A 13,526-nucleotide genomic window follows, 5' to 3' on the forward strand; every position below is an offset into this window, starting at 1 on the left:
GTAGTTCGCCGGGGCGCGGCTTAGGAACTACCACGCTCCGTGGTAGTTCCTAACTCACGCCCAGGTGATTCGCCATCTCACGCATATCGGCGGTCAAGGTGCGCTTCCGTGTGGCGAGCAGGTCGCTCATGACGTACCGGGCCATGGGCTGGTGCTTCATCCATGTGCCGGACGAGTGCCGCAGTTGCTTCAGTTCGCTCATGGCGTCCTGATGGGAGCCGAGGGCGACGTGCGCCTTGGCCACGTCCAGTCGGTGCCGACCCCAGTTCGGGGGACTGGGCTTTCCGTAGTGATTGACGGCCTTCTGGCTCAGCAGTCCGTCGTCGGAATGACGGAGAACGGCCTGTGCGTCGCCCATGAGCGACAGATCTTCCACGACCTTCAGTTCCGCCGTCACCGGGCCGAACTGTCCCCAGTTCTCCCCGAAGGCCATGTATTCCTTGTCCAGCGCGATGGCAGCCGTGCCGGCTAGCCTCCGCGCCTCGTGGGCGACGTCCGGCCGGTTGTTGCGGACGCTTGCTGACGCGACGCGGAGCCACAGCTCGCCCCACGCGGATAGATGCCCGGAGCTCGCGTCCGACATCCGTGGTTCCATCTCGACGGCCGTGGCGGCGGCGAGCTGCTCACACTCGTCGAACCGGTCCTGCCGCAGCAGGAGCCAGCACATGCCGACGACACCCGTCGCGGCCATGCCCCGTTCACCGTTCTCGCAGGCGAGCCGGATTCCCTCGGCCAGGGCGTAGTACGCCATGTCGTACTGGCGGACCTGGGTGAGGTACTTGCCTGCCATCAACAGCGCGTGTGCTCGCACGGTCTCCGCCTGCCTCCGCTCCTCGCCTTCCAGAACGGAAACCGTTGCCTCGGTCGATCGCAGGAGTCCTGGAAGCCTCCGGGCCACGGAGCCATACCTGTCCGCATGGTAGAGCGCGTGCGTGTCGGCGATCTCCCGCCGGAGTACGGACAGTTCACCCGCCTCGCCCGGCTCGGTCATGGGCGAGGCGCCGAGCCCGATCGGCGGCATCAGCGCCTTCCGTAGTTCCAGCAGGTATCGCCGGTTCGCCTCGTCCCCCACGACGGGATTCGCTGCCTCAGTGGCGAAGAGGGCGGAGGTCGTCACCCCCAGCCCCCGGGCAAGCGCGTGCAGCGTCTCGACGCGCGCGTCGCCGCCCTGCTCCACCTTGCGTACGACGCCGATGGACAGGCCGGACTCATGAGCCAGGCCCTCCTGGCTCAGGCCGGCCGCACGGCGGTACTTCCTGACGTTGTCTGCCAACCCTGACGACATCGGGCTCACCATCCCCTCACCAAGAGGCTATGCCCGCCGGAGACTTGACGTATCGGTCCGACGTTCGAGTCACCCGTTCGATGAGGGGGAGGGGGATGGCCGGTGTGGTGCCGACTCGCTATCAGTAGCCGAAAAGCTCCAGCTCGGCCGACTCCTCGACACCGAGCATCCGGCACTCGCCCGTCTCGCCGTCCACACAGACGTACCCGATGCCGATGAGCATGTCTGAATTCTTGCCGCTTTCGATATAGGCAGGGGACTGGACGTCGAAGATGAAATCCCCGTTCACCAACTCGTAGTTCCGCTCGTTGAGGGTGAGGGGCAATCCGGTACGCTCCGCCTCCTCGGCCAGGAAGGCGTGGGCCAGCTCGGCGGGCCGGCGGAACTCGGGCGGCATCGGAGGGTCCGGCCAGAGGATTCCCCGGGCCGTCAGGTCGTCCAGCTCCTCGCGGGTGCTGAACCTGCACTCACCCGTTTCGAGGTTTACGACGATGGGTGAGTTCCCGGCGAGTCGGTACTCATCGCGACCATGGTCGACGTACTCGACGTGATCGAAGGGTGCGAAGAACCAGCCATCCGCAGTGACGCATTCTTCAGCGATGACCTTTGCTTCATCGCTCGCCCCCCACCATGGTGTGCTTCGCCCGCCAGGAAATCCGGTGCTCTTGCACGAGCCGTTTCTTCATCAAGCATCTTTCCCGCCTGAGTCGTTCAGGACTTGCGGATCTACTCGGGTGCACCCGGAAAATCGTCATCCTCGAACAGGTTGAGCTCTACCGACTCCACGGCCCCGAGCATCCTGCAATCGCCGGTCTCGCCGTCCACGCAGATGTATCCTGTCCCGATTACCATGTCGGACGGGTTTCCGCTCTTGAGGTAGGCGATCGATTGGCAATCGAAGTAGATCTTCCCGTCGAGCAGGGCGTGATCTTCTTCGACGATATCCATGGGCAGCGTTGAATACCTTGATTTTTCGGCCAGGAAAATTCGAGCCAACTCGGCCGCCTGCTCGAAACTCAGCATCAGTCCGTCCCTAGCAGTGAGAAGTTTCGCCAGGGTGAGGGGTTTGCGTGCCCGGACTGGCCATCTATGAAGATGACGTCTCCCTTGACATTCACAATATTGAAGACGTGCCCCCGCCTGCCCCTCCAGCCCATCACGATACCCCGTGAACCATCTCCTGCATTCTTGATCTCACTGACGATTCCAGAAAGTGTGGCCTGCGGGCCCACGACGCCCCTCGAAAATCTCTACGGTGGACGGCGTTTCAAGCCCGTACAGGATCCCAAGGGGCACTGGCGCTAACAGGACGTGGAGTTCGTCGCCGAATCGATCTCCCGGGGCGCCGGAAGAACGACTATGGCCCGAAGAGAGGCGTCTACGCACAGGCAGGCGTGCCCGCCTACCTCATCGCGGACCCCTGTGAGGGGCAGTGCTTCCTCTGCGCGGAGCCCAAGAACGGCAGCTGTCGCGTGAGCCCGGCGATCAGGTACGGCGACCCGATCGACCTCACCGCCACGGTCGCCGGACTGACGATCACGCCTGACGAACTCGGCCGGGACTGAGCCGCTGCGGCTCCCACCCCGCCCGGGTGAGCTCATACTCCACCTCCCCGTGCTCCGAGCCATCGATCGTCTCCGGCCAGTCCCCGGTGAAGTTCCGTACGAACAGCAGGCCCGCCTTCTCCATCACGCGCCGGGAGCGGGTGTTGACGGCCATCGTGTTCGCGGTCACCCGCTCCACGCCCAGCTCCGTGAATCCCTTGTGGATCAGGGCCTTCGAGCCCTCCGTGGCGTAGCCCCTGCCCCACGACGCCCGGTTCAGCCGGTAGCCGAGTTCGACCACGGCCGGGCTGTGGTCCTCCAGGGGGCGGAATTCGAACCAGCCGAGGAAGGCCCCGGTGGTCTTCTCCTCCGCCGCCCAGAAGCCCCGCGTCCCGAAGCACGGGTGGTCGTGGAGCAGGCGCGGCAAGGTGCGCGTCCGGATCGCCTCGGGGGTCGTGGGGCGGCCGCCGTTGATGAAGCGCATGACCTCCGCGTCGTTGTCCAGCGCGACCAGGTGGTCGGTGTCGGCCTCGGTGAACGGGCGCAAGGCGAGGCGGTCGGTCTCCAGGAAGGGGCGCATGCCGCGATTCTCACCACGGGGTGCCGGTCGTGCCACGGAATATCGGGGCGTCGGCGGGCAGGTGCGACAGCTGAAATCTGTATGGCGGGCCGAAATCACTAGTGGTTTCCGCTGGCGACAGGCCTGGCCCGCGCCGGCTCCCCGCCCCAGCGCACGATGATTCCGTCCAACAGACGCAGCACATCCCGTAATTCCTCGATGTCGTCATGGATCCGCTCCCGTTCCTTCACCAGTCCGGCCACCAGTTCCGGGCAGCCCGGCGTCAGGAACTCGCCGTCGTCGACGGCGCACGGCAGCAGCTCGGCGATGGTGACCGTGCCCAGGCCGGCGGCGAGGAAGCGGCGGATGTGGCCCACCGTCCGTACGTCGTCCTCCGCGTACTCGCGATAGCCGCTCGGCCGGCGCGAGGGCCGTAGCAAGCCCTGTTCCTCGTAATAGCGAAGGGCTCGTTCGCTGACGCCCGTACGCCGGGACAGTTCTCCTATGCGCAATGTGTCCTCCACCACAGGACGTTGACTCTCACGCCGACGTGAAGCTTTAGCTTCCTCCGCATGACATCGATTCCCGTCACTGTTCTCGGCCTGGGCCCCATGGGCCGCGCTCTCGCCTCCGCGTTCCTCGCCCAGGGGCACCCCACGACCGTATGGAACCGTTCTCCCGGAAAGGCGGACGAGTTGACCGCGCGCGGCGCGGTGGAGGCGAAGGACGTCGCCGACGCCGTGGCCGCCAGTCCGCTCGTCATCGTCTGTGTGCTGGACTACGACGCCGTGCGGGAGATCCTCGCCCCCGCCACCGACGCCCTCCGCGGGCGCGCGCTCGTCAACCTGACCGCCGACACCCCGGACCGGGCCCGTGCCATGGCGGCGTGGGCCGCCGGCCACGGCATCGACTACCTCGACGGGTCGATCATGACGCCGACCGTCACCATCGGCACCGACCAGGCCCTGGTCCTCTACAGCGGCCCGGAGGACGTCTGGACCGCTCACCGCGCCGCGCTCGCAAGCTTGGGCGGTACCGCCGACCACCTCGGCACCGATCCCGGGCGGGCTTCGGCGTACGACGTGGCGCTGCTCGACCTGTTCTGGACGACTGTCAGCGGTTATGTGCACGCCCTCGCCCTGGCGCGGGCGGAGAACGTCAGCGGGAAGGAACTCGCCCCGTACGCCCTGGGGATCACCGGTCTGATGTCCCGGATCATTCCGCGCTTCGCCGAGGCGGCGGACGAGGGCCGTCACCCCGGCGACGAGGCCGGGCTCGCCACGGCGGCCGCCGGTATGGCGCACGTCATCCACGCCGCCGAGGCGCACGGCCTCGACACCGGGGTGATGGCCGCCGCCCACGCGGTCGCCCGACGGGCCGTCGAGGAGGGGTACGGCGCCGACGGGATCTCCCGTCTCGTCGAGGTCCTGGGCCGGGAAGCCCCAAACCGCAAGGGCCCGGTGGGGCCGGCGCAGAGGTGAAAGGAGGCCCATTGGTTGCCTCCCCGCCCCACCCAACCCACCTAGGCCGAAAGTAACCCCCCTCCACGCGCGAACCATTGATCAGCCCCCGCCCCGCCTGTTGCATATGCCCCGACCACAGATGTTCCGGCGTTCCGTACGTACGGAGGGGGAACCTTGCGTAAGTCCAGAGCACGTTCAGGAAGACAGGTCGCGAAGAGCGGCATAGCAGGGGCGGCGGCGCTGATGGGCGCTGCCGCCCTTGTCGTCTCCGCGATGCCCGCGCAGGCGTTCGCCGCGCCGGCCGCCGGCGATCCGGCGGATGTCATTCCGGGGAAGGGAACCTCCACCCCCTCCCTGGTCGACGGCATCCGGGAGGGTGTGAAGGCGAGCGGGAGCGCGGCCGACGCCGCCCGTGGGCACCTCGCCGACAAGAAGAGCCGCTATCGCATCGCCGATCCGGCACGGGATCTGAAGCCCGTCCAGGCCGTCACGAACGGCGCCGCCGAGACCGTACGGCTTCAGCAGAAGCACCACGGCGTCGACGTCCTCGGCGGCCAGTACGTCGTCAGGATGGAGAAGAAGGACGGCAAGCGCGTCGTTACCGGCACCTCCGGCAAGTACTTCACAGCACTCACCACCGGCACCACGCCCTCGGTGAGTGAGGAACTCGCTGTCCAGCGCGCGGTCGGCGCCACGCTCGCGCAGGTCGGTGGCAAGCGGCTCGGCACGAAGGCGAAGCCGTCGCTCAAGGGCACCGCGCGCGGCCTCGTCGTCCTGCCCAAGGGCGCCGGCGTGCTGACCCACCACGTCACCGTCCGGGGCACCGACCCCGCCACCGGGCAGCCCGTGCTGCACGAGGTGTACGTCGACGCCAAGTCCGGCTACCCGGTCCTCCAGTACAGCGGGATCAAGACCTTCGGGACGCCGAAAGCCGCCCCCGCGGCCGGTGGGGTGAAGGCGGACGCGGGCGAGGCCAAGGCCCCCGGCGGGCCGGCCAAGCACCCCGGCGTCGCCGGCTCCGGCGTGAAGTACGACGGCACCACCGTCGAGCTCGGCCTGTTCTTCGACACGGCCCGCGGCTAGTACGTCATGAACGACCACTCCCGCATGTGGGACACCAGCAAGAACGTGATCTCCACCTGGGACGCGCGCGGCAAGGACGTCTCGGAGGTGGGCGGCGGCCGCTGGCCCGACGGGCTCAAGGAGTTCGGCTCGAAGGCCCCGCAGTTCGGCAAGGACGCCACGGACGCGGGTGCGGTCGACGCCCACTGGGCCGCGGGCAAGGTCTACGACTACTACAAGAAGGTCCACGGCCGGGACAGCCTCGACGGCCGGGGCATGGCGATCAACTCCCTCGTCGGCGTGACGAACTTCGGGATGCCGTACGTCAACGCCTTCTGGGACGGCTCCAAGATGGTGTACGGCGGGGGCGACGAGGAGTTCAAGACGCTCTCCGCCGACCTCGACGTGGTCGGCCACGAGATGACGCACGGCGTCGTCGAGAACAGCGCCAACCTCGTCTACGCGGGCCAGTCCGGCGCCCTGAACGAGGCGATCGCCGACTACTTCGGCAACGCCATCGCCGTCGACGCGGCCGGCATGGCCATGGACGACCCGGACGCGGGCCTGATGGGCGGCAACCTCTGCCGGACCAAGTCCCCGCGTCAGTGCGCCTTCCGTGACCTCAACGACGGGGCGACGACGTCCAAGAACTTCCTGGGCGTCTCCTTCGCCACCGACAACGGCGGCGTGCACCTCAACTCCACCATCTTCTCGGGCGCCCTCTGGGACATCCGCGAGGACCTGGGCCGCACCCTCGCCGACAAGATCGCCTACAAGGCGCTCACCGAGTACATGACCCCGCTCGACGGGTTCACCGAGGGCCGCGACGCGGTGATCGCCGCCGCCAAGGCGCTCAAGGTCTCCGCCAAGGACCTGGGCGTCGTCAAGCGCTCCTTCAACGCCCACGGCATCGTCCCGAACTGGGAGGAGGCCATGGGCGTCGACTCGGACCAGCTGCTGGGCAGGCTCAACGTCTACAGCACCAAGGTCGGCGCGGGCGGCGGCTGGTGGGCCACGTCCAAGTCCAACGACGACGGCACCGAGGCCTTCTCGGTGTGGGCCGGCCGCACGGACGGCTCGGGCGCGGCCAAGCTGATCAGCCCCAATGACGGGCGTTTCCACGTCAACCCGGCGACCGACGGCAAGACCGTGGCGTGGGCGGCGTACGGCCCCGCCGGGGTGGACGTGCTGGCGCGGCCGCTCGCGGGCGGGCCGACGAAGAAGCTGTACAGCACCTCCGACAACGTCCAGGACGTCCGGGTCGAGGGCGGTGTCGTGGCCTTCGAGAAGATGGACGCCTTCGGCGCCCGGCACGTGGGCTTCCTCCGTACGGGTGACAAGGAGCCGACCTGGGCCGACGGCGGCAAGGCCGACACCGGTTCGGCGTCCCCCTCGCTCTCCGGCGGCCGGCTCGCCTACGCCAAGGCCTACGCCGACGGCGACGACTACCGCATGGGCGTCGAGGTGCTGGACCTCAAGAGCGGCGAGCGGAAGCTGATGAACCAGCTCGGCCGGCCCGAGAGCGTCGGCGAGACCGCCATCAACGGCAAGTACGTCTTCTGGCTGGCGGACGAGGTCGTCGACGACGGCCAGGTGGCCGTGCGCCGGGCGAACCTCGACGGCACCGGGACCGTGGACCTCAGCAAGGAGAAGGGCGAGGGCGCCCTCTTCGCGTCCGCTCTCACCGCCTCCGAGGACGCGCTGACCGTGACCGCGTCGCTGCCCGACCCCAAGTACCACAACGAGACGATGTCGAAGCTGTGGCAGTTCGGCGGGGCGAACGGCACCGACCGCGCCCGCGTCTCCTGCAACCGCGGTGAGCAGCTCTCCGCGGCGGCGGCCGGCGGCAAGCAGGTGGTGTGGATCGACGGCACCACCGGTTACACCGACCTGGTCACCCGCACCCGCCCGGCGGGCAACTGCGGCTAGCGCCACCGCACGTCACGACCGGGCCCCGGCGCCGACACGCCGGGGCCCGGTCCCTGTGCTTTCGGGGCGCACGCGCGGGCGCGTCAGCCGTAGGCCAGCGCCTTGAGCCTGCTGTACGAGCCGTTGAAGAGGTTGTGGTCGCCGACGGTCGAGCCGGTCTCGGTGTACTGCCAGAAGGTGTGGAAGTCCCAGCCGTTCGGGAGCTCCCCGGTCGAGGAGCCGTAGCGCGGCACCCACAGCGGGTGGTCCGAGCCGAAGCGGCCGTAGTTGCCGGTGCACTTCTTCCACCAGGCGGTGGTGGTGTAGATGACCGCGTCGCGCCCGGTGCGGTGGCGGTAGACGGCGAGGAAGTCGGCGATCCAGTCGAGCAGCGCGTCGGCGCTCATGCCGTAGCAGGTGCTGCCGTAGGGGTTGTACTCCATGTCGAGCACGCCCGGCAGCGTTCTGCCGTCGTCCGACCAGCCGCCGCCGTGGTCGACGAAGTAGTCGGCCTGGTCGGCGCCGCCGGAGTTGGACGGCAGGGCGAAGTGGTACCCGCCGCGGATCATGCCGGCGTCGTAGGCGCCGTTGTACTGCTGGGAGAAGGAGGGGTTGCGGTAGCTGGTGCCTTCGGTGGCCTTGACGTAGGCGAAGCGCGCGCCCTTGTTCCAGAGCGTCGACCAGGGGACGTTGCCGTTGTGGCTGCTGACGTCCACGCCCTCGACCGAGGCGAGCGCCTCGCCGACGCCGGTCAGGGGTCTGCCCTCGTGGGCGGGGACCGTCGAGCCCATCCAGTCGCGCTCGGGGTGGAAGGGGCGCTGCCGGGAGCCGCCCGTGGCCGCGGCGGCGGTGCCGGGCAGGGCGAGGAGAGTGAGGAGCAGGGAGAGTAGGGAGAGCAGGGGGATGAGGGGGGCCAAGGGGGCTGGGCGGGCCGCGGGTCTGTAGGGGACCGGGCGGCCCGGCCCTGAGCGATGTGCGGGCATATGGTGCCTCCGAAAGCCAGGGTGGCGGGAGAGTGGGGGAGAGTTCAACGGCTATCAAATTGGTATGACCATGTCATTAATGGGGTGAGAGGCGGTGTCGCACACCGTGATGGGGACCCGGGGTGCTGCCCTTGCACTAATCCTGCGAAATACTGACGGAGCTGCGGCGACACGACGCGGCCGAAATGCATTCTCAGCGGCTGAAAGCAGGAAAGGGCCTCACGTGCAGGAGACCCCCGAGACCAGTGCCCCGCTCCCGGAGGAGGCGGACCCCGGCCGGGGCGCCGACGCCGGCGCGGAGCCATGCGGTCCCGCCGTCGACCCCGCCTTCCTCGCCCTGGAGCGTGAGCTCGCGGTCTTCCTGCGCCGCGCCCGCGCGTCCTCCGGCGAGATGGCCCGCGAGGTCCACCCCGACCTGGAGCCCGCCGCGTACGGGCTGCTCGTGCGGCTGGAGGAGGGCGGCCCGCAGCGGGCCACGGAGCTCGCCGCGTACTTCGGCGTCGGCAAGGCCACCATGAGCCGTCAGCTGCGCGCCCTCGGCGACCTCGGCCTCATCGCCCGCGACCCGGACCCCGCCGACGGCCGCGCCGCGCTGATCCGCATCACGGGGGAGGGGCGGGAACGATTCACCCGTGTGCGGGACGCCCGTCGTGCGCAGTACATCCGCAAGTTCGCGGACTGGAACCGCCTCGAGGTCGCCGAGCTGGCCCGCCTGCTCCACCAGCTGAACGAGCGCGCCGAGGCGTAGCGCCTGACGGCCGGTCGGGCGGGGGCGTGCTCGCTCCCCACTGGGCGCCGGGTCATCGCTCCGCCGGGAGCGCGGTCCGGTCGCCGCGGGCCGGTGGGGGCTGGTCGCGCCCACGCGGCGGTAGCCGCATGTCGACACAGACCCGCGCCCCTTACGGGGCCCGGCCCGCCTCACAGCTCCGCGTAGAGCGCCGCCGCGTCGTCGTGGGGCTTGCCGCGGCGGAACGCGTGGCCGTGCGGGTCGGCCAGCTCCGCCTCCCGGACGCGGTCGATCAGCGCCTGCGGGCCCTCCTTCGCCAGGAGCGCGAAACAGTCCGTCCAGCGCCCCTGCCGGAAGACCTCCACCCAGCGCGCCGCGCCGTCCGTGAGCGCCGCCAGCGCGCGGACGTCCCCGCGCGCCGTCGTGCCCGTGACCGCGCGGGCGCTCACCGCCGGATCGGCGGCGGCCGTGAAGAAACCGCCCTCGGCGTTGCGCTGTGCGTCCGTCACCCGCCCGGTGGCGGCCAGCCGGGCGATGCGGTCGTCCAGGACGGCCGACACCGTGCCGTCCACGCCCTCGATCAGCAGCGCCGAATCGGACAGCACCAGGTGCTCCACCACCTCCGCGTCCCAGCGCGCGACCACCACCGTCGCCTGCGGAGTCAGTCGGTGCGTCAGGTCGCAGCCGTCCCGATGGGCCTCGGCCGTACGGGAGATGGCGGCCGACAGGCAATCCGCCAGGGTCATCTCGCGCCGTGAGGCGGCCAGTTCCAGCAGCGCCCCGCCCAGCCGCGCCGTGAACCACGGAACCCCGTGCGCGCACCCCGACTCCCCGGCCGGCGGCGGCGTCACCCCGTCCAGCAGCACCAGGGCCCCGCCCTGCCCGCCGGCGGGCAGCGCGACGGACACGAAATCCTCGTTCGGGCGGCCCGGATCCCCTGGCTGGGTGGAGAGTTCGATGCGCATGCGACCAGTGTGCCGGATGCCCGAATTTCCTTGCCCGTTGACGCGCATCCTTCCGGCGTGCTCGGCGGTTGATGTGGTGGGGCACTTGCCGGGGGGAAGCGGTGGGTGACATCCGGCAGGGGCCACCAGCGGGTGGAGCGGAAGACCAGAACAGAATGCGAGCACCGGTGCGCAAGAAGCGGCTTCGCGGCGGCACGCGCGAACAGCAGACCACAGGAGTACCGGAGCGCACCGCCCGCGTACGCAACAGGCTCGTCGCCTCCGTCGCCGTCGTCTCGCTCGGCGCCCTCGGCGCGGGCGCCTTCGGCATCGCCGACGCCATACGCGACCTCACCGACTCCCGCCGCCTCGCCGGGCAGGCCACCACCGCGAGCGGCGCCGTGGCCCTCGCCCACGCCCTCGCCGACGAGCGCGACGCCATGACCGAGTACGTGGCCGGGGGCCGCGCCGACTCGGGCGGGGCGGGCGCGGCGTCCGAGGAGCAACGGGCCGGGGTGGACCGGCAGATCGAGGAGTTCCGCGCGAGCGCGCCCGACTCCCTGCGGCGCCGCCTCGCCGCCCTGCCCGAGCTGCGCCGCCGCGCCCTGGCCGGGCCCGACGACGCCCTCGCCGTCTTCACCGCCTACACGGCCACCGTCCAGGCCCTCCACGCCGTGGAGACCGGGCTCGTCCAGCGGCTCCCCGCCCGGGCCCAGCCCGGCGAGGCCGTCGCGCTGCCCGCGCTCGGCCGGGCCGTCCAGGAGGCCTCCGCCACCCGCGGCCTGTTCCTCGCCGCGCTGGCGGCGCGCGGCGGCGGCCAGGCGCCGCTCCTGGCCGCCGCCCAGCAGCGGCGTCTGCGGGAGGAGGCCGCCCTCGCCGACTTCCACCAGCTGGCCCCCGCCTCGCTGCGCGCCGAGTACGCACGTACCGTCAGCGGCCCGCAGACCGCCGTTGCCGAGGCCCGGCTGGGCCGGCTGGCCGCCCGGCCCCAGGCCGTCGCCGCCGAGCCGGAGCGGCCCGGCACGGTCCGGGGGCAGCTGACCGCCCGCGTCGACCAGATGCGGGATCTGGAATCCGGCCTCGGCACCGAGGAGATGGCCCGCCTCGCCGGCCTGCGGGAGCACGACACCACCGCGCTGGAGGTGCGCGCCGCGCTCGCCGCGCTGGGCTTCCTGCTGATCCTCGGCACCGGCACGCAGTCCGCCCGCTCGGTGACCCGCCCGCTCGCCGCGCTCCGCATCGGGGCGCGCCGCGTCTGCGCGGACCCGGTGGACAGGCAGCCGGTCGCCTTCCGGGGCCGCGACGACGAGTTCGCCGAGGTCGCCCGCTCGGTCAACGTCCTGCACGGCACGATCGTCCGGCTGCGCGAGCGCGTCGCCCTCCTGGAGGGCGAGCGCAACCGCCTCGACGTGGCCCGCCAGGACCTCGCCGACGAGCGCGACGCGCTGCGCGCCCGCTGCCAGGAGATCGACGACCGGATGAGCGGGCTCTCCGGCCGGGTCCACGCCACCTTCGTCAGCCTCTCCCGCCGCACCCTCGGCCTGGTCGAGCGGCAGCTCACCGTCATCGAGTCCATGGAGGCCCACGAGGCCGACCCGGACCGGCTGGAGGTGCTCTTCAAGCTCGACCACCTCGCCACCCGGATGCGCCGCCACAACGAGAACCTCCTCACCCTCGCCGGCGCCGACCACCACAGCACCCACTCCGGCCCCGTGCCCCTGCTGGACATCCTGCGGGCGGCCGTCAGCGAGATCGAGCGGTACGAGCGCGTCCGGATCCACTCCCTGCCCGCCCGCGCCCAGCTCGCCGGGTTCGCCGCCGACGACGTCAGCCACCTCGTCGCCGAACTGCTCGAGAACGCCACGACGTTCTCGCCGCCGGACGTCCAGGTCCAGGTCTCCGGCTGGCTGCTGGAGAACGGCGAGGTCATGCTCTCCATCCAGGACGAGGGCATCGGCATGCCCCCCGAGCGGCTCGACGAGCTCAACTCCCTCCTCGCCGAAGCCGATCCGGACCCGCGCGGCACCGGATTCGGGGAGCGCGGCGACCCCGTCATGGGCCTCGGCCTGTACGTCGTCGCCCGGCTCGCCGCCCGGCACGGCGTCCGCGTCCAGCTGCGCGAACAGCGGCCCGGCGGCATCACCGCCGTCGTCGTCCTGCCCGGCCATCTGCTGCCCGCCGAGCCCCCGGCCGCGACCGACCCCGCCGGGAACCGGATCCCGGGCGCCGTACGGGCGATGCCCCACACCGACCTGCCCGGCGTCGTCGCCGAAGTCAACTCCCATACGCTGCACGGCCGGTCCCACCCCCAGGGGCCGTCGCCCGCGGTGCCCGGGCCCCGGCGCTCGGGCCCCTGGGCCCAGCAGGACGAGCACACCATCCAGCTCACCACCGTGCGCAGGCCCGCGCCCCCACCGGACGAACCGCGCCCGGCCGCGCCGTATCCGGCCGCGTCCCATGCGGCGCCGCCGCACTCGGCCGCCCCGCATTCGGCCGTCCCGCATTCGATGGCCCCGCACTCGGCCGGGCGGCACTCCCGGAGCGCCACGCCCCCGCCCGCGGCCACGCCCCCGCCCGCAGCCCCGCCATCGGCCCCGGCCCCCGCGCCGGTTTCCCCCGCGCCGATTCCGGAGCCCCGGTGGCAGCAGCCCGCCCATGGGTCCGTGGGGCCGTCGACGGCGGCCGGCGCCGCACCGGCAGGCCCGGCGATGGCACCGCCCCCGGTGGGCTACGGCGCCACGGACGTACCCGGCATGACCGGCAACGGCCTGCCCAAGCGCACCCCCCGGGTCGTCGCCCGCAAGCCCGTACCCCTCAGCGTCCGCCACGGCGTCGACGCGGAGGCGCTGCGCCGCAAGCTCGCCGGCTTCCAGCAGGGCGCGCGCGACGGACGGCGGGACGTGGAGGCGGAGTTGACGCACATGACGGGGTTGACGGGAAGTGATCACGGCGCGCGTGATCGTGGTACTGATCGGAACCGAGCGGGGGCGCCGGACGAGGGCGGCACTGTCGAGGAGGCACGCGGTTGACTGCATTTTCCCAGGGGGCGAC

At 71.1% G+C, this 13,526-nt stretch carries 14 protein-coding genes; 6 read left to right on the top strand and 8 right to left on the bottom strand.

Translation table 11 applies throughout. The features are described from left to right. Nucleotides 1–49: 49 nt before the first annotated feature. From EKH77_RS21875 to EKH77_RS34785, 4 genes are all read right to left on the bottom strand, one after another. A complete protein-coding gene (locus EKH77_RS21875; protein ID WP_240667473.1) occupies nucleotides 50–1,297 on the bottom strand; it encodes a helix-turn-helix domain-containing protein in 1,248 nt (415 codons plus the stop codon). Between the two features lie 109 nt (nucleotides 1,298–1,406). Continuing rightward, nucleotides 1,407–1,682: a hypothetical protein gene (locus EKH77_RS21880; RefSeq protein WP_126916025.1), complete on the bottom strand. Its 276-nt coding sequence runs from the start codon at nucleotides 1,680–1,682 to the stop codon at nucleotides 1,407–1,409. Between the two features lie 329 nt (nucleotides 1,683–2,011). After that, the gene (locus tag EKH77_RS21885; RefSeq protein ID WP_126916026.1) at nucleotides 2,012–2,308 is read right to left on the bottom strand and encodes a hypothetical protein; all 297 of its coding nucleotides are present in this window, start codon (nucleotides 2,306–2,308) and stop codon (nucleotides 2,012–2,014) included. Beyond that, the gene (locus EKH77_RS34785; protein WP_126916027.1) at nucleotides 2,308–2,517 is read right to left on the bottom strand and encodes a toxin glutamine deamidase domain-containing protein; all 210 of its coding nucleotides are present in this window, start codon (nucleotides 2,515–2,517) and stop codon (nucleotides 2,308–2,310) included. Before EKH77_RS34785 ends, EKH77_RS21885 begins: the two co-directional genes overlap by 1 nt. 162 nt (nucleotides 2,518–2,679) lie before the next feature. On the opposite strand from EKH77_RS34785, the gene EKH77_RS33910 reads away from it, so the two are divergent. Then, nucleotides 2,680–2,850: a hypothetical protein gene (locus EKH77_RS33910; RefSeq protein ID WP_240667474.1), complete on the top strand. Its 171-nt coding sequence runs from the start codon at nucleotides 2,680–2,682 to the stop codon at nucleotides 2,848–2,850. On the opposite strand, the gene EKH77_RS21900 is transcribed toward EKH77_RS33910, so the two are convergent. Next, nucleotides 2,822–3,409, bottom strand: coding sequence for a GNAT family N-acetyltransferase (locus EKH77_RS21900; protein WP_126916029.1), 588 nt, complete (start codon nucleotides 3,407–3,409; stop codon nucleotides 2,822–2,824). The two genes, EKH77_RS33910 and EKH77_RS21900, sit on opposite strands and share 29 nt — an antisense overlap. 98 nt (nucleotides 3,410–3,507) lie before the next feature. After that, nucleotides 3,508–3,900: a MerR family transcriptional regulator gene (locus EKH77_RS21905; protein ID WP_126918215.1), complete on the bottom strand. Its 393-nt coding sequence runs from the start codon at nucleotides 3,898–3,900 to the stop codon at nucleotides 3,508–3,510. A gap of 60 nt (nucleotides 3,901–3,960) precedes the next feature. On the opposite strand from EKH77_RS21905, the gene EKH77_RS21910 reads away from it, so the two are divergent. The 3 genes from EKH77_RS21910 (at nucleotide 3,961) to EKH77_RS21915 (ending at nucleotide 7,842) form a co-directional block, all read left to right on the top strand. Further along, the gene (locus EKH77_RS21910) at nucleotides 3,961–4,869 is read left to right on the top strand and encodes an NAD(P)-dependent oxidoreductase (RefSeq protein WP_126916030.1); all 909 of its coding nucleotides are present in this window, start codon (nucleotides 3,961–3,963) and stop codon (nucleotides 4,867–4,869) included. Nucleotides 4,870–5,094: 225 nt separating this feature from the next. After that, nucleotides 5,095–5,934 carry a hypothetical protein gene (locus tag EKH77_RS34790; protein WP_430981000.1) on the top strand — a complete coding sequence of 280 codons (840 nt, stop codon included), beginning with the start codon at nucleotides 5,095–5,097 and terminating at the stop codon, nucleotides 5,932–5,934. 6 nt (nucleotides 5,935–5,940) lie between these two features. Beyond that, a complete protein-coding gene (locus tag EKH77_RS21915; protein ID WP_430981001.1) occupies nucleotides 5,941–7,842 on the top strand; it encodes a M4 family metallopeptidase in 1,902 nt (633 codons plus the stop codon). An 83-nt stretch (nucleotides 7,843–7,925) separates the two neighbouring features. Here the strand turns inward: EKH77_RS21915 and EKH77_RS21920 are convergent, their stop codons facing one another. Next, on the bottom strand, nucleotides 7,926–8,804 hold the full coding sequence (locus EKH77_RS21920) for a lysozyme (protein WP_126916031.1): 879 nt from the start codon (nucleotides 8,802–8,804) through the stop codon (nucleotides 7,926–7,928). A 223-nt stretch (nucleotides 8,805–9,027) separates the two neighbouring features. On the opposite strand from EKH77_RS21920, the gene EKH77_RS21925 reads away from it, so the two are divergent. Beyond that, the gene (locus EKH77_RS21925) at nucleotides 9,028–9,552 is read left to right on the top strand and encodes a MarR family winged helix-turn-helix transcriptional regulator (protein WP_126916032.1); all 525 of its coding nucleotides are present in this window, start codon (nucleotides 9,028–9,030) and stop codon (nucleotides 9,550–9,552) included. A gap of 170 nt (nucleotides 9,553–9,722) precedes the next feature. Here the strand turns inward: EKH77_RS21925 and EKH77_RS21930 are convergent, their stop codons facing one another. Further along, nucleotides 9,723–10,496 carry a protein phosphatase 2C domain-containing protein gene (locus tag EKH77_RS21930; protein WP_126916033.1) on the bottom strand — a complete coding sequence of 258 codons (774 nt, stop codon included), beginning with the start codon at nucleotides 10,494–10,496 and terminating at the stop codon, nucleotides 9,723–9,725. Nucleotides 10,497–10,651: 155 nt separating this feature from the next. Between EKH77_RS21930 and EKH77_RS21935 the strand changes: the two genes are divergently transcribed. Further along, entirely contained in the window at nucleotides 10,652–13,504 is a 2,853-nt protein-coding gene (locus EKH77_RS21935; RefSeq protein WP_240667476.1) for a sensor histidine kinase, read from the top strand. Nucleotides 13,505–13,526: the final 22 nt, after the last annotated feature.

Source organism: Streptomyces luteoverticillatus, from assembly GCF_003970715.1.
Taxonomy (GTDB): Bacteria; Actinomycetota; Actinomycetes; order Streptomycetales; family Streptomycetaceae; genus Streptomyces; species Streptomyces abikoensis.

What these genes read in the sequence shown, in the direction of transcription:
- EKH77_RS21910 (WP_126916030.1), top strand. Translation starts at nt 3,961, where the DNA reads ATGACATCGATTCCCGTCACTGTTCTCGGCCTGGGCCCCATGGGCCGC.
- EKH77_RS34790 (WP_430981000.1), top strand. Translation starts at nt 5,095, where the DNA reads ATGGGCGCTGCCGCCCTTGTCGTCTCCGCGATGCCCGCGCAGGCGTTC.
- EKH77_RS21880 (WP_126916025.1), bottom strand. Translation starts at nt 1,682, where the DNA reads ATGCCGCCCGAGTTCCGCCGGCCCGCCGAGCTGGCCCACGCCTTCCTG.
- EKH77_RS21875 (WP_240667473.1), bottom strand. Translation starts at nt 1,297, where the DNA reads ATGGTGAGCCCGATGTCGTCAGGGTTGGCAGACAACGTCAGGAAGTAC.
- EKH77_RS21900 (WP_126916029.1), bottom strand. Translation starts at nt 3,409, where the DNA reads ATGCGCCCCTTCCTGGAGACCGACCGCCTCGCCTTGCGCCCGTTCACC.
- EKH77_RS21935 (WP_240667476.1), top strand. Translation starts at nt 10,652, where the DNA reads ATGCGAGCACCGGTGCGCAAGAAGCGGCTTCGCGGCGGCACGCGCGAA.
- EKH77_RS21915 (WP_430981001.1), top strand. Translation starts at nt 5,941, where the DNA reads ATGAACGACCACTCCCGCATGTGGGACACCAGCAAGAACGTGATCTCC.
- EKH77_RS21930 (WP_126916033.1), bottom strand. Translation starts at nt 10,496, where the DNA reads ATGCGCATCGAACTCTCCACCCAGCCAGGGGATCCGGGCCGCCCGAAC.
- EKH77_RS21920 (WP_126916031.1), bottom strand. Translation starts at nt 8,804, where the DNA reads ATGCCCGCACATCGCTCAGGGCCGGGCCGCCCGGTCCCCTACAGACCC.
- EKH77_RS21885 (WP_126916026.1), bottom strand. Translation starts at nt 2,308, where the DNA reads ATGCTGAGTTTCGAGCAGGCGGCCGAGTTGGCTCGAATTTTCCTGGCC.